Raw genomic sequence first — 16484 nt, 5'->3', positions numbered from 1 at the left:
CTTAATTTCTAAAAATGCGCAACACTATCAAAAAACACTCTACACGACTGTATAGTTTTTCTTTAACCTTCCCTTCAAAGAAGCCCTTTAAGCCTGCATGAGGGCAAGAATACCAGGAAGAGTCTTTCCTTCCATCCATTCCAAAAAAGCTCCTCCAGCAGTCGAAAGATAAGTAAAATCATTGGCAACACCGGCATGATTAAGGGCAAAAACCGTATCGCCCCCTCCCGCAATTGAAACCAACTTTCCCGTCAAACTACGTTCTGCTGCATGGCGTGCAACGGCAATGGTTCCCTTATCAAAGGGAGACATCTCAAAAACACCAAGGGGTCCATTCCACACAAGAGTAGCAGCTTCATCTATCGCAGCATTGATATGCGCAATAGAGCGCGTCCCAATATCCAATATCATGCCATCTTGTGGAATATCTTCAATGTCATAAAGACGATGCGGTGCATCTTTTTCAAAACGAAATCCAACGACAGCATCCTGAGGGAGCAGAAGCGTACAGTGACACTCTTGCGCTTTTTTAATGATTTTTTTTATCGTTTCCATCAATGCATGTTCACACAGTGATTTTCCTACATGGATACCTTGTGCAGCTAAAAAACTGTTAGCCATCCCCCCACCAATAATTAAGGAGTCAACTTTTTCCACCAAATGATTGAGCACAAAAAGCTTACTAGAAACCTTTGCTCCTCCCACAAGGGCAACCACAGGACGTGCTGGATTGCCAAGTCCTTTTTCTAATGCCTGCAATTCACCTTGCAAAGAGCGTCCTGCATAAGAAGGCAACAAATGCGTTATTCCCTCCACCGAAGCATGGGCACGATGAGAAACTGAAAAAGCATCATTAACATAGAGATCTCCATTATGAGCCAAAGCTTCTGCAAAAGAACAATCATTCTTTTCTTCACCAGCATAAAAACGAACATTTTCAAGCAGTAAAACACCACCATTTTGTAATGACTCAACTGCAACCTGCACCGCCGAACCGATACAGTCCGGAGCAAAAGCAACCGGCTGATTAATGATCTTTTCCAGCACTTGCACAACAGGACGAAGTGAAAACTCTTGCTCTACCTTTCCTTTGGGGCGACCACAATGAGAAAGCAGAATAAGTTTAGCACCACACTTTTGTAGCTCAATGAGTGTCTCTTTATGCCGTACAAGACGCGTCTCGTCACAAACTTTGCCCTGTGCCATAGGAACATTAAAATCTACGCGCACCAGAACACGTTTGCCCAAAACATCAACATCATCAAGTGTACGAAACCCCATCACTGCTTCCTCTTCACTTTCCATTGTTTCAAATAAAAACGCATCCAACAACCCTGTCCACTTTTCTTTCCACTTATCCCCCTCTTTGCTTTTACAAGAGATCCACGACAGCCTATCTCTCACCCTTTGCTTAATAAAAATCCAAAGCTTTTATCGTCAAATGTACAAAAGCCCACCATTGCTCTTAATCTTCATATTCCATTGTGGCAAACAAATGCATTGGCTCAACTTGATCTCCATTAAAGCTTCCTTTTACTTCTAGGAAAAAGAGTTTACATCTCCTGTTTTCTAACGTTTTCTCAAAAGGTATCTCGTTCAGATCTTACTTTTTAAAAGTTTACTCTTTCATGCATCTTTTAAAAGCACGTATTGACACAGTATTAAAACAAAACACATCATCAATTTTTCAATAGCCTCTTCTCTCTAGCGCATGAGAACAACAGCCTCTATCTGTTTTTCTCAAAATTGCACAAAAATGAGACTTTTCCCTATAAAAAGAGGACCCTGAGGTCCTCTTATATTGTCTTAGCAAAAGCCACTGCCGTATCACTCATACGGTTAGAAAAGCCCCATTCATTATCATACCAAACCAGAACGCGACAGAGCTTACCATCAATCACTTTGGTTTGATCATTGTGGAAAATAGCTGAATGAGGATTATGATTAAAATCACAACTCACGAGTTTCTCTTCTGTAGTGTCCAAAACGCCCTTCAAAGAACCCTGTGCAGCAGTAGCAATAGCTGTATTAATTTCTTCGATTGTTGTGGAACGCTTAGCGATAAATGTCAAATCAACCACAGAAACATTAGGGGTCGGAACACGAATCGATACACCATCAAGCAATCCCTTTAATTCTGGCAAGACCAATCCCACAGCTTTTGCCGCTCCTGTTGAAGTAGGAATCATAGAAAGAGCTGCCGCACGTGCACGATAAAGGTCCCGATGCATTGTATCCAATACAGGTTGATCACCCGTATAAGAATGGATTGTTGTCATAAAGCCCTTTTCAATGCCGACCGTATTGTGTAAAACTTGTGCAACAGGCGCCAAACAATTGGTTGTACAAGAAGCATTTGAAACAACGCGATGCTCGCTGCTTAAAGATTGATGATTAACCCCATAGACGACCGTAAGATCTGCTCCTTCAGAAGGCGCAGAAATAAGAACACGCTTTGCCCCCGCATCTAAATGAGCACTTGCTTTATCACGCGCAGTAAAAATACCCGTACATTCCAAAGCAATATCGATATCCAAATCTTTCCAAGGCAATTGAGCAGGATCACGCTCTGCGCATACCTTTATTAAACCACCTCCCACATCAATAGCATCCCCTACCACCTTAACGATCCCAGGAAAACGCCCATGAACTGAATCATAGCGTAATAAATGGGCATTTGTTTCCACCGATCCCAAATCATTAATTGCAACCACTTCAACATCTTGTCGTCCACTTTCCACAAGTGCACGTAAAATATTGCGACCAATACGACCAAACCCATTAATTGCAACACGAACTGTCATTTCACATGTTTCCTCATCAATTTTTAAAAGCACAACATTTAAAACACAATAAATGGGTATTTCACCAATCCAAAATCATTAATTCCCACAATGTCAATATCTTGATCACTCACTCACTTATCCACAATAATGCACAAGATCATCCACAATACTGCACAAAATATGATGCCCTACAATCACCCCATTCATGACAACATAAGCTGTCACTTTGTCTTTTCCTCTTTGATCTTTTCCAGCTCTTTTTCAACGGTGGCAACAACATTTTCCCAAGTAATACCAAAATGCGCATAAAGGGCATCAATTGTTCCACTTGCCCCAAAGCCCTCCATACCAATAAACACACCATCACAGCCAATAAAACGGTCCCATCCTTGGGCGACAGCAGCTTCAATGGCAATTTTAATCGGTGCATCTCCAATGAGAGCACGCTGATAGGAGAGAGATTGTTGAGAAAAAAGTTCAAAACAAGGCACAGAAACCACACGCGTTGGGATGCCTTTTTCTTCTAACACCGCATGTGCCTCCACTGCAATTTGCAATTCTGAACCAGAAGCAAACAGCGTCACTTGTGCATCATCGCTAGCTGTTAGGAATTCATAAGCACCAAGCATACAGAGATTTTCTTCTTCATACTCTTGACGCAAAAGCGGTAGATTTTGTCGACTTAAAGCCAAGGTAGAAGGCGTCCCGCGTGCTTTCAAAGCCAATTGCCAACACTCGACTGTCTCCATAGCATCGGCAGGACGGAACACAAAATGATTAGGCATTGCACGCAGGCAAGCCAAATGCTCCACGGGTTGATGGGTCGGACCATCCTCACCAAGACCAATAGAATCATGAGTCATGACATAAATCACCCGCAACCCCATGAGAGAAGACAAACGCATAGCAGGACGCATATAGTCAGAAAAGCATAAAAAGGTTCCCCCATAAGGAATAAAGCCGCCATAAAGGGCAAGACCATTCATCACAGCTCCCATTGCATGTTCGCGAATTCCATAATGCAGATAGCGCCCTGAAAAATCTTCAGCAGAGATACTTTTCATCTGGCTACTTTTTGTATTATTAGATCCGGTTAGATCAGCCGAACCACCAATAGTCTCAACAACGACCTCATTGATCACTTCAAGAGCCATTTCCGAAGCTTTACGCGTAGCAACAACGGGGCGCTCTTCAACCAATTTCTGTTTATAAGTATCAATAGCGCCATCAAATCCGCCCACGAGATCGCCCCGCATCAATCTTTCAAACTCCACACGCTCTGAGATAGGAAGATCAGCAAATTTTTCTTCCCATTTTTGGCGTTTTTTAGCAGCATTGAGACTAGCCAAGCGCCAATTATCGAGAATATCGGCTGGAATAACGAAAGGCTCAGCATCCCACCCTAAAGCGATACGGGTTTCAGCGATTTCTCGTGCGCCCAAAGGGGCTCCATGAACTTTATTGGTACCCGCTTTATTTGGTGCTCCAAAACCAATTGTTGTTTTACAAGCGATCAAAGTTGGTTTATCGGAATTTTGTGCCGCCTCAATAGCCCGCGCAATTGCTGCTTGATCATGCCCATTGACTTTATGTGTCTCCCAACCAGAAGCTTTAAAACGCGCAATCTGATCTGTACTGTCAGCAAGGGAAATCTCTCCATCGATAGAAATATTATTATCGTCCCACAACACAATAAGCTTATTGAGTTTCAAATGACCGGCAAGGGAAAGTGCTTCTTGAGATATCCCTTCCATAAGGCATCCATCGCCCACCAACGCATAGGTGTAATGGTTGATAAGATCACCAAAACGGGCATTTTGCAAACGCTCTCCAAGAGCCATCCCCACGGCATTCGCCAACCCTTGTCCGAGAGGACCAGTCGTTGTTTCGATTCCCGCCACATGCCCATATTCTGGATGCCCAGCAAGCTTTGCTCCTAATTGGCGAAAATTTTTGAGATCTTCAATGCCAATATCTTCATAACCAGAAAGATACAAGAGAGCATAAAGCAACATAGACCCATGTCCTGCTGATAACACAAAACGATCACGGTTAGGCCAGCGAGGTTTTTTGGGGTCATGAGCAAGGAATCTTGTATAAAGAACCGTAGCAATATCGGCGGCTCCCATTGGCAAGCCTGGATGACCAGAATTTGCTTTTTCAATCGCATCAATAGCAAGAAAACGGATAGCATTGGCCATCTGATTCTGTTGGTGGGTGTTTGTCATGAATAATCGACCATTTCGTTAAATACGTTATTCTGTTGCTTTTTCCGTATTCTCTTAAAATTCTCAAGAAATACTATTTTCTAACCATTAGCGTGAGACTTTTTGCCACCACTTCAATAACATTAATAACATTCCCCTCACGCGTCCTGTATATCCATGTCATTTATGCCAATACGCGCAAAAAATCCAGCTTTTAATTTATATCTATCCCCTGCTTTGCTTGCTAAAATATCTTACATACTTAAAAATAAAATGCACACAACACAAGAGTGAAAGTGATTCGTTTTTGCATAACACATTGATAAAGGATACAATTACCCAAAGGATAAAAGCAATGAACCAAGAGACTACAGTTCTACAAGATGCTTTAGAGCACCTAGAAAAGGCACTTAGAACTTTAGAGATCACCATAATAAACCGTAATGCCGTTATTGATAAAAATAACGAATGGGAAGAAGAAATCCAACGAATGAATGCTGACCGCAGCCATCTTGCCCAAGCGCTTGACAAAGCTGAAGCCCAAATTGAACGCTTAGAGTCCGTAAACAAAGAAGTTTCCAAACGTCTTATTAAAGCAATGGAAACAATTCGTGTTGTCATTGATAGATAAAGGTTTGAATGTATGGAAACTGTTTCCGTTACCATTGATGGTAAAATTTATCGCATGGCTTGTGACAAAGGACAAGAACGTCGTCTTATTGCGCTTGCTGCTCAATTAGATCAATATATCACACATTTAAAGAACAATTTTGGTGAAATTGGCGACCATCGTTTATCGGTTATGGCTGGCATAATGATTATCGATGAAATGGAAGAAATAAAACGAGAAAATAAAAAATTACAAGAAGACTACAATGCTCTTTTACGACTCCACAACGAAAGAGACCGCACCATGGGGAAAATTATGCGTGACACCACACAACGCATTGAAAATCTCACCAACCAATTGCTCAAAGATGATCAAAACCACACAAACATTCAAGAACAAGAACAGGAAGATTTCTAAAAAGTACATCAGCGCATAATAAACCAGAGACTTGACTTGTCCGCCACATCTCACAGGATAAAAATTCTTAAACCCACACCAGTCTGTAAACAGTCTGGTTTCTTATAGGAAGGATTCCAGCTACTCACAACTTATGGGATTAACTTAAACCTCAACAAGAAAGCCCTACCCTGAATATTTCACCTCCGCACAAACGCTTCCTATATCAAGGAGACTGCCTTATATCACCACACTTCAAATGAGATGTCTTTTCACAGCGCAATAAGATAACAAAACCAACATCATGTAAAAAAAATCATATAAATGACAACAGCAACAAACAAATAAAGCACCCTTCGAAAAAAAGAACTATATTCATGTTCCCTATGAATGCATGTCCAAAATCCTTGCCCCTAGATAATATCAAGCAGATTCAATATATTAAGAAAATAACCTTATCTATTATACCGTAAAACACCGCTATTTGATAATATAAGCACCATAGAGTCTTTGCACCTAGAATGTCCATCCGATGAAACCCACCGAAAAGAACCGTATCATTTATAAACCAGCGTGAATTAAGTATTTTCATCCTTTAGAGCAGGAAAAAAGTCAAAACCGAAGAGTATGTTAATCTCATACAACCTCAAACATCATAAACAACAATAATAGCTCTTGAAAACATCCTCTACCGCTATTTTTATCCTTATAACAAATAATCCATATTCCTCTCCCCACCCCCCAAAATCTCCAAGCTTAATAAAAGAGCAAGTCGGCACCATCATTATAACCAGCCCTCAATATTGCGACAGCCCCCTTGGCTCTTAAAACGGTTCATAAGAATTATGCCTTTCTTGTACAATTTTTACCCACATGTCCCACCCGCTTGTGACGTACAAGCAAAGAGTTATAATTAACAAAACATAAATAAATTGAAGAGAATTTTACGGAATTCGGGGTTCTAATTCAAGTTTAATAACGATAAATTATCATTATAAATCAATATGTTGCAAATGATCAGACAAAGCATATTTTAAAAACACATTCACCCATCACTTTTTCTCATAACATACCAGCACGATTTTTTAGGCACATAATTTTAATTTTATTCAATTCTGTCTGCAAAAGTTTAAAATGAGAACAATTTCAAGGCTCTCATTCAAAAAGAAAAAGAATAAATTCTCATTATCAATGAACATCTGGCTCGTATAAACATCAATAAAGCAATCCCCAATATGCCTTAATGAAATAAAAGGGGGGCTCCCATTAAATGCCCTACCGTAAAAGCAGCTTCCTCAGAACTAAAACAAAATCAACAGACAACATCACCGCATCTGCTCCCATCCCCAAACTGGACAACCTAACGCAATACCTTTCTATCTTACGATAAGAGATAAAAGAATAATGGGTTCTATGGAGGCATTCACAAGAGGCGCGCACCCGTTGTTTTTAAAGCCTGTTCAAAGGCGCATGAAAAAACACCATGCGTAAACGGCTCAAATCCCTTTCGTTCCATCTTGAGAGACAGAAGCAATACGCAAGAGATTTGTCGCACCGGGCGTTCCAAGGGGAACCCCAGCTGTCACAAGGAAGCGATCTCCTCCTTTGCAAAAGCCTTCCTGAAATGCAATAGCTGCTGCACGATCAACCATATCCTCTAAACTCCGTGCATCTTGCGTAACCACACAATGAAGCCCCCAAACTAAAGCCAAACGCCGTGCTGTTTCCACAATGGGCGATAAAGCAATAATCGGTCTATTAGGGCGTTCACGAGAGGCGCGCACCCCCGTTGTTCCTGAAGCCGTATAGGCAACGATAGCGGATAGAGCAAGTGTTTCAGCAATCTGACGCGCAGCAAGAGAAATCGCATCCGTTCCTGTTGATTCTGGTGCTGGATGTTGTGCCCCAACCTGAGCAGCATAAGTGTGATCCTGTTCGATTTGCCGCGCGATTCGGTCCATCATAAGCACAGCTTCTTCAGGATAGCGACCAGAAGCAGATTCAGCAGACAACATCACCGCATCTGTTCCTGCATAAACTGCTGTAGCAACATCCGACACTTCTGCGCGTGTGGGAACAGGAGATGTAATCATTGATTCGAGCATTTGTGTTGCCACCACAACAGGCTTTCCTGCTAAACGACAAGCTTTTATGAGCTCCATCTGAAGTGCAGGGACCTTTTCCAAGGGCATTTCCACTCCAAGATCACCCCGTGCAATCATAATACCATCGGATACCTCAATAATTTTCTCTATATGCTCCAAGGCTTGAGGTTTTTCGATTTTAGCCATCAAAGACACCTTGCTTTTCGTCAACTGACGCACCGCTATAATATCTTCTGGACGTTGAATAAAAGAAAGAGCAACCCAATCAACAGGCTGCTGTAAAAGAGCCTGAAGATCCTCCTTATCTTTTGACGTCATCGAATCAAAAGGCAAAATTGTATCGGGAAAACTGACACCCTTTCGATCAGAAATACGGGTTCCAGAAACCACGCGACACTGTACAGAATGACCATCACAAACTTGCGCACGCAGTTCCACCCTTCCATCATCAATCAACAACCGATCCCCTGGTTTAACAGCCGAAAATACATCCTCATGAGGGAAAAAAACACGCTGTGCATCACCAAGAACATCGCGATTATCTAATGTAAAGCTTTGCCCAACACGCAAATCTTCTTGCCCCTTAGCAAAACGCCCCACACGCAGTTTTGGCCCCTGAAGATCCACTAAAATACCAATGGGGCGTCGAACTGTTTTTTCAACTTCTCGTATAGACTTGACCAAATCACCCAGCATATCACGATCAGTATGGCTCATATTAAGACGAAAAACGTCTGCCCCTGCCCTAAAAAGCTTCTCAATCATCAAACGAGAAAAAGAAGAAGGACCAAGAGTCGCAATAATTTTTACTTTACGTGCACGTTTCACGGTGGAGAATTTCCTGAAAGAGAAGGTATAACTGAATTGTTTAACAAAGACTCATCCGTCAACTGTACCATCCAACTGGTTTGATTTCCGGTATCGATCTCTTTAAATTCAGCCTTTTGATATCCTCGAGGGAAACAATCATGAACCCCTTGAATGGTAAATTGGCTATCTTGTACACACATGGTCACAGAGCCTGCCCAGTTCCCTTTTTTTTGTGCTCCTTCCGCATAAAAATAATAAAACCGTGAAGCAAGAGGCCCCTCAATTAAAGTTTTACATTCCGTCACTGGTACCGTCCACCAGCCTTCGCTCACCCACCCTGAAAATGTACGATATCCAAGAGCAACCCCTACAGACTGTTGGGTTGTATTACAAACTCTAAAGTCAGCTTTTGCAAAAACAACGAGGGGAAACAAGAGCAAAATACTCAAGAGAAAAACTTTTAATCCTTTCTGAAACACCCAATATCGTTTTTTTAAAATCACAAAACTTCCTCTATAATGTCAAATTCTCAAAACAAATTACACATTTCTTTTTTAAAAGCTTTTCAAGTCTAAAACGTATATTTTCATATTTTTCTTTTTATAGCCCTTTTATCAATGCATATATCTTAAAAATTTTACAAAATATTTAAAGTCAATTTGTAAAAAAGCTGTGTAGCTTGATTTACTTTTTATTTTCAAGCTTTTTTAACATAAATTCGTCGTCGAAAAACAACTTAAAATATATAACTTGGAGAAAAATACAATGAACGATACAGTAACCGATCAAACACACGCTATATCCGTAAACCAATTACGCTCTTTTATCGAACGTATTGAACGACTAGAAGAAGAGAAAAAAACCATTTCTGATGATATTAAAGACGTTTACACTGAACTTAAAGGCTCTGGCTTTGATAGTAAAGCTGTTCGAAGCATTATACGGCTGCGTAAAAAAGAAGAGCATGAAAGAATGGAAGAAGAAGCAATCATTGAACTTTATAAAAATGCGCTTGGTATGAATTAAAACCATTGATAACATTGGAAATTTTCTTAAGAAAAGAAAATACAAAAAACAAATGGCAAAAAATAAATGAATGTATAAAAATTTCACCCAAACAATAAGCCGTTTGTGTAACTTGTAACGAGACTATCGGTCACAGAATACACAATATTGCAACAGCCCTCACATTTAAAAGGATTTATACAGAGAATTTTTATTCTTATTCTTCAATCATTGTTTATCCACATAAACCCTCACTTGTATGCCAACCCAGTTTGTGATGTGCAAGAGAGGTGTTTTTTATGATTAAACATCAATAAATTTGAAGTGAGAAAGTCTTCCGATATTGAGGACTCTCTTCAAATTGAAAAAAATGAATTATGATGATAAATCAATTTATTATCTACGAAAAGAAACATATGAAAATGGTCAGCAGTTGAAATCCGCTAAACGAGATTCTAAACTATTTATAAAAGAAGAGGTGGTTAAAGATCTTAATCTTTGAGGATAGGGAGAAATTCAGCATATTTACACATTTGATAAAAAGACCCTTAACAAAACTTTATTGGAATCTATTAACGGACTCATAAAGATCATTGATTCGAGAGGTTAGAATGTGATCTCTCCATTTTCCAGAAATCATCAAATAGTCTTTGGCATAGCCCTCTTTTTCAAAATGAAGGCGTTTTAATAAACGTTCGCTTTTTATGTTCTCAGGTCTATAATTTGCCATCACTCTATGTAGATGATAAACATGAAAGATATGGCGTATTAGAGCCGATAAACTCTCAAACATGAGACCTTTGCCTTGTTGTTTTTCATCAAGAGAAAAACCAAGATGACAGGCTTGAAAAACACCCCGAACCACATTTGTAAAATTCACAACACCGATGACTGTGTTTTCATTTTTTAATCGTACAGCATATCGATATGCTTGTCCCTGTGCACTTTCACAAGCAAATGCATTGGCTCGTGTTTCCCAAGCTGTTAGGGTATGGTAATCATCAGATCTAACAGGTTCAAAAGGATGCAGATGATTCGCATTACGGAGGTAATAAGAAGACAGTTCAGCTGCATCTTCTAAACCGATCAATGTAGAAATTGTTCGCTTTGTTTTAATTGCCATCATTTTCTCCTCCTAGACAATGTAACAATAACACGTTGATTTATCTTAACAAATCATCATTTTTAAACTCAAATCATAATGTCGAATACAGTAAGCTTTCCTCATCACAACACTTCTTACGTTAGAATCAATGAGGATCATTTGCTTTTCCATCATAAGCGGAGGTGGTATGTTTAAAGCATAAGGTAAAGACAAGGGAATATTTCTTATGAATGCTCTCAAGTTCCAAGGGGCGCTGTAGCAACATTGGGGACTGGCAAAGTATGCAAGGGAACTGGCATATTTCCATATACGAAATTTTGAAAAAACTCACGGCAAAGATAGTTTTGTTTCTTTGCCTTGTAAGCTCAGAGCATGCTTGTTTTGCGCTATCATATCACTGTCCCCCCGTATACAAATCCCAATGACCATCACCTTGAGGTGCTATATGTTACAGTGCGATCTAAAAAGTCTCTGCCATAACTCGTCAACAACACTGTTCGCGCAAAATCAGCCATAAGATCTTGTAACAAATCAAAGAAAAGCGATGATGCAATACGAATTAAAATGCTTAGATATTAATATCTAAAACATTACCGTGAACACGCTTCCATTTCTTCGCGTAAAATTTCAAGTTCTAACCATTCTTCTTCTTTTTGTGTGCAAGTATTTTTCTTTTTTTCCAACGCTGTTGATAAACGCTCAAAACGCTCTTTATCACTGCGATAAAGGGCTGGATCAGAGAGTTCTTGCTCAATTTTTTTGATTTCGTCCTGCAAAACAGCAATTTCTTCAGGCAATTTTTCCAATGCATAAACCTGCTTATAAGACAATTTACTTCGTGTTTTTTTCTCCCGCCCTATCAAGCCATGATCTGTTGATGTGTCCTGCTTTGAAAGCTCTCCCGCATGAGATTTTGAAGGTGCTTTACGCTGCGATAATTCTGTTTTTTTGCGTTGTAAACGAAGAGCATGCTGGTTTTGCGCCATCATATCACTGTAGCCGCCCGCATACAAAACCCAATGACCATCACCTTGAGGTGCCAACATATGCGTTACAGTACGATCTAAAAAGTCTCTGTCATGGCTGACCAACAATACAGTTCCCGCAAAATCAGCAATAAATTCTTGCAACAAATCCAAAGTTTCCATATCCAAATCATTGGTCGGTTCATCAAGAATCAAAAAGTTTGCAGGACGAGAAAGAAGTCGTGCAAGCATGAGGCGTGCTCTTTCTCCCCCGGAAAATTCTTTAAGGGGAGTGCGTGCTTGTTCCGGTGAAAATAAAAAGTCTTTCATATAAGAAACCACATGCCGCTCCAGCCCATTGATCACAAGAGTATCACCTCTTCCTCCCGTTAAATAATGCGCTAAAGTTTCTTCTTCATTTAAAATACGTTGCTGATCAAGCAATGCCATAGAGAGGTTATAGCCATGCCTCACCGTTCCACTATCCACGGCTTCTTGCCCAATTAATGCAGAAAGGAGCGTTGTCTTTCCGATTCCATTGGGTCCCACCAACCCGATTCGATCACCCCGCTGAATGCGCAAAGAGAAATCTTTCACAATAATGCGATCACCATAGGATTTTGAAATTTTCTTTGCTTCAAGCACCAATTGCCCAGAATCATGACTTTTTGCTGCTGTCAAAAGTGCATTTCCCGGCTGCCCTTTATAGGTTTGATGACGCTGTCTTAAGTCTTTTAATTCGCCTAAGCGCCGTACATTACGCTTACGCCGTGCGCTCACGCCATAACGCAACCATTGCTCTTCACGAGCAATTTGGCGCCCCAATTTATGCTGTTCGATGGCTTCTTCTTCCAGTGCTTTATCACGCCAATTTTCAAACTCAGAAAAACGCTTTTCCAGTCTTTTGGTTGTGCCACGATCAAGCCATACCGTTGACCGCGTAACATTTTCTAAAAATCGCCGATCATGGGAAATCACCACAATCGCTGAACGCAAAGAAGCCAAAACAGCTTCCAGCCATTCAATGGTTGGTAAATCAAGATGATTGGTTGGTTCATCTAAGAACAAAATATCGGGTTTTGCAGCAATGGCCCGTAACAATGAAACACGCCGCTTTTCGCCTCCCGAAAGCGTTTCCAATTTTTCCGCCCCAGAAAACCCTAAATTTGTGCGAAGCGTATTGATCCACTGGACATCAGATGTATCGTCCAGCCCCGCTTCCATATAAGCATTAATATCTTCAAATCCTGAACAATCCGGATTTTGTGAGACATAACGGAGCGTTACTCGCGGGTGGCGAAAAATTTCGCCACCATGAGGTTCTAATATTCCTGCGGCAATTTTTAATAGGGTCGATTTTCCACAACCATTACGGCCGACCAGCGCAATACGCGCCCCCTGCTCAACCGATAAACAAGCTTGATTGAGCAAAGGCGTTTTTCCAAAATTTAAGAAAATGCGGTCAAGCCGCAGAAGCGGCACCGCCATTAACGAACGCGGCGCGGACAAGGTGCTTTATACATCACCCCTCTTGCATCACGGTAAGCACATAATTGTCGTACAGGAACTCTCTGTCCACAAGGTGCTTGGTAAACATGCCCTCTACGACCACGATACGTGCACAATTGTGATACCTGTCTTTGTTGTTTTCTTTGATTTGCAGCTGCACCTGTTACTGTTCCAGCCAAAGCACCAAATGCTGCACCGGTCAGTGCTGCTCCAGGCGTACTTCCAGCAATAGCAGTTCCAGCCAAAGCACCGATTGCTGCTCCTCCTACGCCGTAACGTGCAACGCGTTCATCGTTTGTAGTACAAGCGACTGAACTGAAACCAATGGCTGAAACAACGGCCACTTTAAAAATTGATTTTAACATATCAAAACCTTTCCTTCTCAAGATCAATACATATATCGTTTATGTCGGCACTTCATCACTAGGCCCCCCCCTGCCTTATTCAAAATATATTGGAAGAGCTTTATGGAATAGGTACAGACACTAACAATATAGCTTTTCCAGAACCTAAATGGCAAGAAAAGGTTCCACAAATACGGTTAGAAAGTGTTAAAGAAGAGCCAAATGACACATTTTTGTCACAAATTGGCCATTTTACCCCTTTAAGAGTTAAACCTTTTAAATCAGAAAAACCGATAATACTAAACAAACATCCCTTAGGCAAATCATACGAACAAGGTTTTGACAAAACTGGCCAACCTTCTTCCAAACCGCTTGTCAACAACACTGAAATACCCCTTTCAGCCATCATCAACGCTTGCGTTATATGAGAAAGGCTGTGATCACTTCGCTCCCCTCCCAAAGCACCGCACAAAATAAGCTTTTTAGCGCCATTTTGCAGCGCTCTTTCACATGCCAGAGCACTATCTGTCATATCTTTATCAGAGGGAAAAACTTCACGCGGAACATGACTATATTGACGTATTAAATTCTCATCTGATGAATCAAAATCCCCTAACCACAACTCAGGCGTCGCATTAAGCGCTGCCGCATGACGCATACCACCATCAGCAGCAATTACCCGACTGTTTTGAATTTGATTAAGCAAACGATCAGTGATATGAACATCCCCATTTAATAATATCGTAAATGTTGTCATGCCATACTTTGCCTTTCACAAAATTTTCTTTACAGTGCATCTTTTTATAAGTGAGAGTCATTTTTTATAAACAAAAAGCATGATATAGCCAAACGAATCCTTATCTCTAATGCCTTTCTTAAAGAAACATACGATACAAAGATACAAATGCAATTTGCCAAATTACTCCGCAGAAATAATGTGCACCATGGTCCAACGCACCCCATTTTTCACCGCAATTTTCTTTTTCGCTCGTGCCTGTATAAAGCCACTCTCATAAGTTTAACGTTTCTCCTTTCGGCTTGTCATACACCACTTTCTCAAAATGATAGGCTTTCTTCCACTTCTTCTAAAACGATCAAACGTACCAACAACCACAATATCTATGTCACATTAAGCGCTCTGCAACACCCACGTATTCTGCAAATGTATGGTGGCGCTTATCATGATGCAAAACTTGAACACCTTTTAGCAAAGATTGTCCGTAAACTGGCAGTTGCATCACATAGTTCTCATCAAAGCTATTCTGTAACAATTTTAAACTCAGAAACTGTCAATGCCTTTGCGCTCCCCAATGGCTCGATCTACATCACTCGTGGTATGCTGGCATTAGCCAATGATTCTTCAGAAGTTGCAGCCATTTTAGCCCATGAGATAGCACATATCAGAGCCAATCATGGCATTTTACGCCTGCAAAAAGAAGCCCAATTAAAGATGACCAATCACATGTCTTCACGTCTTCTTTCTTCTATTGGCAAAAAACTTCATAACCCTATGCAAAACAAGCAACAACTCGCGCAATTTTCCCGCAATCAAGAGCTGGAAGCTGATTCCCTTGCACTCGAAATGCTCCAACAATCAGGATATGATCCATTTGCTTCACCGCGCTTTCTTCAAACAATGGAAGCCTATAGTGCTTTTCGTAATATCTCCGGCACCCAAAATGCCTCTCTAGATTTTCTAGCTTCTCACCCAACCACCCCTCAACGCATTCGGCTTGCGATAGAAAAAGCGCGTAAAATCAGTAAAGGGAATAGTACAATATCCGATCATGATTCTTTTCTCAAAAGCATTGATGGCATGATTTTTGGAGGAGGCTTTTATACAGGTTTTGTACGAGGCAACCAATTTATTCACCCACAATTGCGCATAGCTTTTTCTGTTCCAAATAATTTTACAATAGAACATTCAGCACACACTGTTTGGGCCAGTGGACCAGATAAAATTGCGATTCGTTTTGACGCTATTCCACATCCTGCTGAAATATCTGCGAGTGATTATTTGAAAAGCGGCTGGATTCTCGGGCTAGACCAATCATCTATCCGCCCCATCACAATTCAAGGGCTCCCCAATCAAGAATTTACGCGTCAAGGATTCCAAAGCCAAAGTTTACTTGGAGCACAGGCCTATGCTACCAATGATCAATGGCAATTTGATGTGGTTGCCATTCCATTCAACAACCACATCTTTCGTTTTTTGACGGCCGCTCCACATAATTCTCGAAATTTTGCAGAGGTTGCCAAAAAAACGCTACAAAGCTTTCATTCTCTTTCATCTTCACAGTTAAAAAAATTGCAGCCCTTAAAAATCCGTGTTGTTCGTGTTAAACAAGGAGAAACCGTTGCAAATCTTGCAGATAAAATGCAATACACACCATATAAAGAAAAACTCTTTCGCATCCTCAACGCCCTCTCACCAACGCAAACTTTACCCGCAGGTACCAAAGTGAAAATTATTACAGAATAAGCCTTTTTTCTCATCTGCTACAGTTTTAATTCTTTTCTATCTGTATCACGCCCTCCCCCTTAAAGCATATTCGAAAATAAGGAGGAACACTTTAAAATCCAATTTCATCATGCCTCTATAGGCCTCCGTGTGATACATATTTTCTCCAACTAACTCTGCC

Annotated in this window: 13 protein-coding genes; 4 read left to right on the top strand and 9 right to left on the bottom strand. The window is 40.7% G+C overall.

Going from position 1 to position 16484, the window contains the following annotated elements:
- Positions 1-87: 87 nt before the first annotated feature.
- From ACFILL_RS03535 to tkt, 3 genes are all read right to left on the bottom strand, one after another.
- Positions 88-1281 carry a phosphoglycerate kinase gene (locus ACFILL_RS03535; RefSeq protein WP_375630978.1) on the bottom strand — a complete coding sequence of 398 codons (1194 nt, stop codon included), beginning with the start codon at positions 1279-1281 and terminating at the stop codon, positions 88-90.
- A gap of 515 nt (positions 1282-1796) precedes the next feature.
- Complete coding sequence (gap, locus tag ACFILL_RS03530; RefSeq protein WP_375611739.1) at positions 1797-2804, bottom strand: type I glyceraldehyde-3-phosphate dehydrogenase; 1008 nt, start codon at positions 2802-2804, stop codon at positions 1797-1799.
- A 203-nt stretch (positions 2805-3007) separates the two neighbouring features.
- Positions 3008-5014, bottom strand: coding sequence for a transketolase (gene tkt, locus ACFILL_RS03525; RefSeq protein WP_375637567.1), 2007 nt, complete (start codon positions 5012-5014; stop codon positions 3008-3010).
- A gap of 334 nt (positions 5015-5348) precedes the next feature.
- On the opposite strand from tkt, the gene ACFILL_RS03520 reads away from it, so the two are divergent.
- Positions 5349-5624 (top strand): DUF4164 domain-containing protein, encoded by a 276-nt coding sequence (locus ACFILL_RS03520; RefSeq protein ID WP_005774573.1) that lies wholly within the window; start codon positions 5349-5351, stop codon positions 5622-5624.
- Positions 5625-5636: 12 nt separating this feature from the next.
- Positions 5637-6020 carry a cell division protein ZapA gene (locus tag ACFILL_RS03515; RefSeq protein WP_273790489.1) on the top strand — a complete coding sequence of 128 codons (384 nt, stop codon included), beginning with the start codon at positions 5637-5639 and terminating at the stop codon, positions 6018-6020.
- 1475 nt (positions 6021-7495) lie between these two features.
- Here ACFILL_RS03515 and pyk read toward each other — a convergent pair.
- Positions 7496-8932, bottom strand: a complete 1437-nt coding sequence (pyk, locus tag ACFILL_RS03510) for a pyruvate kinase (protein ID WP_273790490.1) — start codon at positions 8930-8932, stop codon at positions 7496-7498.
- Positions 8929-9417, bottom strand: a complete 489-nt coding sequence (locus ACFILL_RS03505; RefSeq protein ID WP_273790491.1) for a DUF1036 domain-containing protein — start codon at positions 9415-9417, stop codon at positions 8929-8931. Before ACFILL_RS03505 ends, pyk begins: the two co-directional genes overlap by 4 nt.
- A 262-nt stretch (positions 9418-9679) precedes the next feature.
- On the opposite strand from ACFILL_RS03505, the gene ACFILL_RS03500 reads away from it, so the two are divergent.
- Positions 9680-9940, top strand: a complete 261-nt coding sequence (locus tag ACFILL_RS03500; protein WP_005774567.1) for a DUF2312 domain-containing protein — start codon at positions 9680-9682, stop codon at positions 9938-9940.
- Positions 9941-10478: 538 nt separating this feature from the next.
- On the opposite strand, the gene rimJ is transcribed toward ACFILL_RS03500, so the two are convergent.
- From rimJ to ACFILL_RS03480, 4 genes are all read right to left on the bottom strand, one after another.
- Positions 10479-11042 (bottom strand): ribosomal protein S5-alanine N-acetyltransferase, encoded by a 564-nt coding sequence (gene rimJ / locus ACFILL_RS03495; RefSeq protein WP_375630918.1) that lies wholly within the window; start codon positions 11040-11042, stop codon positions 10479-10481.
- A 572-nt stretch (positions 11043-11614) separates the two neighbouring features.
- Positions 11615-13477, bottom strand: a complete 1863-nt coding sequence (locus ACFILL_RS03490; protein ID WP_375643316.1) for an ABC-F family ATP-binding cassette domain-containing protein — start codon at positions 13475-13477, stop codon at positions 11615-11617.
- Positions 13477-13863, bottom strand: coding sequence for a hypothetical protein (locus ACFILL_RS03485; RefSeq protein WP_273790493.1), 387 nt, complete (start codon positions 13861-13863; stop codon positions 13477-13479). Before ACFILL_RS03485 ends, ACFILL_RS03490 begins: the two co-directional genes overlap by 1 nt.
- 100 nt (positions 13864-13963) lie before the next feature.
- Entirely contained in the window at positions 13964-14599 is a 636-nt protein-coding gene (locus ACFILL_RS03480; RefSeq protein WP_273790494.1) for a thiamine diphosphokinase, read from the bottom strand.
- Between the two features lie 147 nt (positions 14600-14746).
- On the opposite strand from ACFILL_RS03480, the gene ACFILL_RS03475 reads away from it, so the two are divergent.
- Positions 14747-16324 carry a M48 family metalloprotease gene (locus ACFILL_RS03475; RefSeq protein WP_375630917.1) on the top strand — a complete coding sequence of 526 codons (1578 nt, stop codon included), beginning with the start codon at positions 14747-14749 and terminating at the stop codon, positions 16322-16324.
- The last annotated feature ends 160 nt before the right edge of the window (positions 16325-16484 follow it).

It is taken from the genome of Bartonella sp. AP20NXHL, from assembly GCF_042196165.1.
In the GTDB taxonomy this organism is placed as follows: domain Bacteria; phylum Pseudomonadota; class Alphaproteobacteria; order Rhizobiales; family Rhizobiaceae; genus Bartonella.
This window is presented reverse-complemented; position numbering and strand designations above follow the sequence as displayed.

Excerpts from the sequence above, each read along its gene's own strand:
- ACFILL_RS03535 (WP_375630978.1), bottom strand. The coding sequence starts at position 1,281 with ATGGGGTTTCGTACACTTGATGATGTTGATGTTTTGGGCAAACGTGTT.
- gap (WP_375611739.1), bottom strand. The coding sequence starts at position 2,804 with ATGACAGTTCGTGTTGCAATTAATGGGTTTGGTCGTATTGGTCGCAAT.
- tkt (WP_375637567.1), bottom strand. The coding sequence starts at position 5,014 with ATGACAAACACCCACCAACAGAATCAGATGGCCAATGCTATCCGTTTT.
- ACFILL_RS03520 (WP_005774573.1), top strand. The coding sequence starts at position 5,349 with ATGAACCAAGAGACTACAGTTCTACAAGATGCTTTAGAGCACCTAGAA.
- ACFILL_RS03515 (WP_273790489.1), top strand. The coding sequence starts at position 5,637 with ATGGAAACTGTTTCCGTTACCATTGATGGTAAAATTTATCGCATGGCT.
- ACFILL_RS03500 (WP_005774567.1), top strand. The coding sequence starts at position 9,680 with ATGAACGATACAGTAACCGATCAAACACACGCTATATCCGTAAACCAA.
- rimJ (WP_375630918.1), bottom strand. The coding sequence starts at position 11,042 with ATGGCAATTAAAACAAAGCGAACAATTTCTACATTGATCGGTTTAGAA.
- ACFILL_RS03490 (WP_375643316.1), bottom strand. The coding sequence starts at position 13,477 with ATGGCGGTGCCGCTTCTGCGGCTTGACCGCATTTTCTTAAATTTTGGA.
- ACFILL_RS03485 (WP_273790493.1), bottom strand. The coding sequence starts at position 13,863 with ATGTTAAAATCAATTTTTAAAGTGGCCGTTGTTTCAGCCATTGGTTTC.
- ACFILL_RS03480 (WP_273790494.1), bottom strand. The coding sequence starts at position 14,599 with ATGACAACATTTACGATATTATTAAATGGGGATGTTCATATCACTGAT.
- ACFILL_RS03475 (WP_375630917.1), top strand. The coding sequence starts at position 14,747 with ATGCAATTTGCCAAATTACTCCGCAGAAATAATGTGCACCATGGTCCA.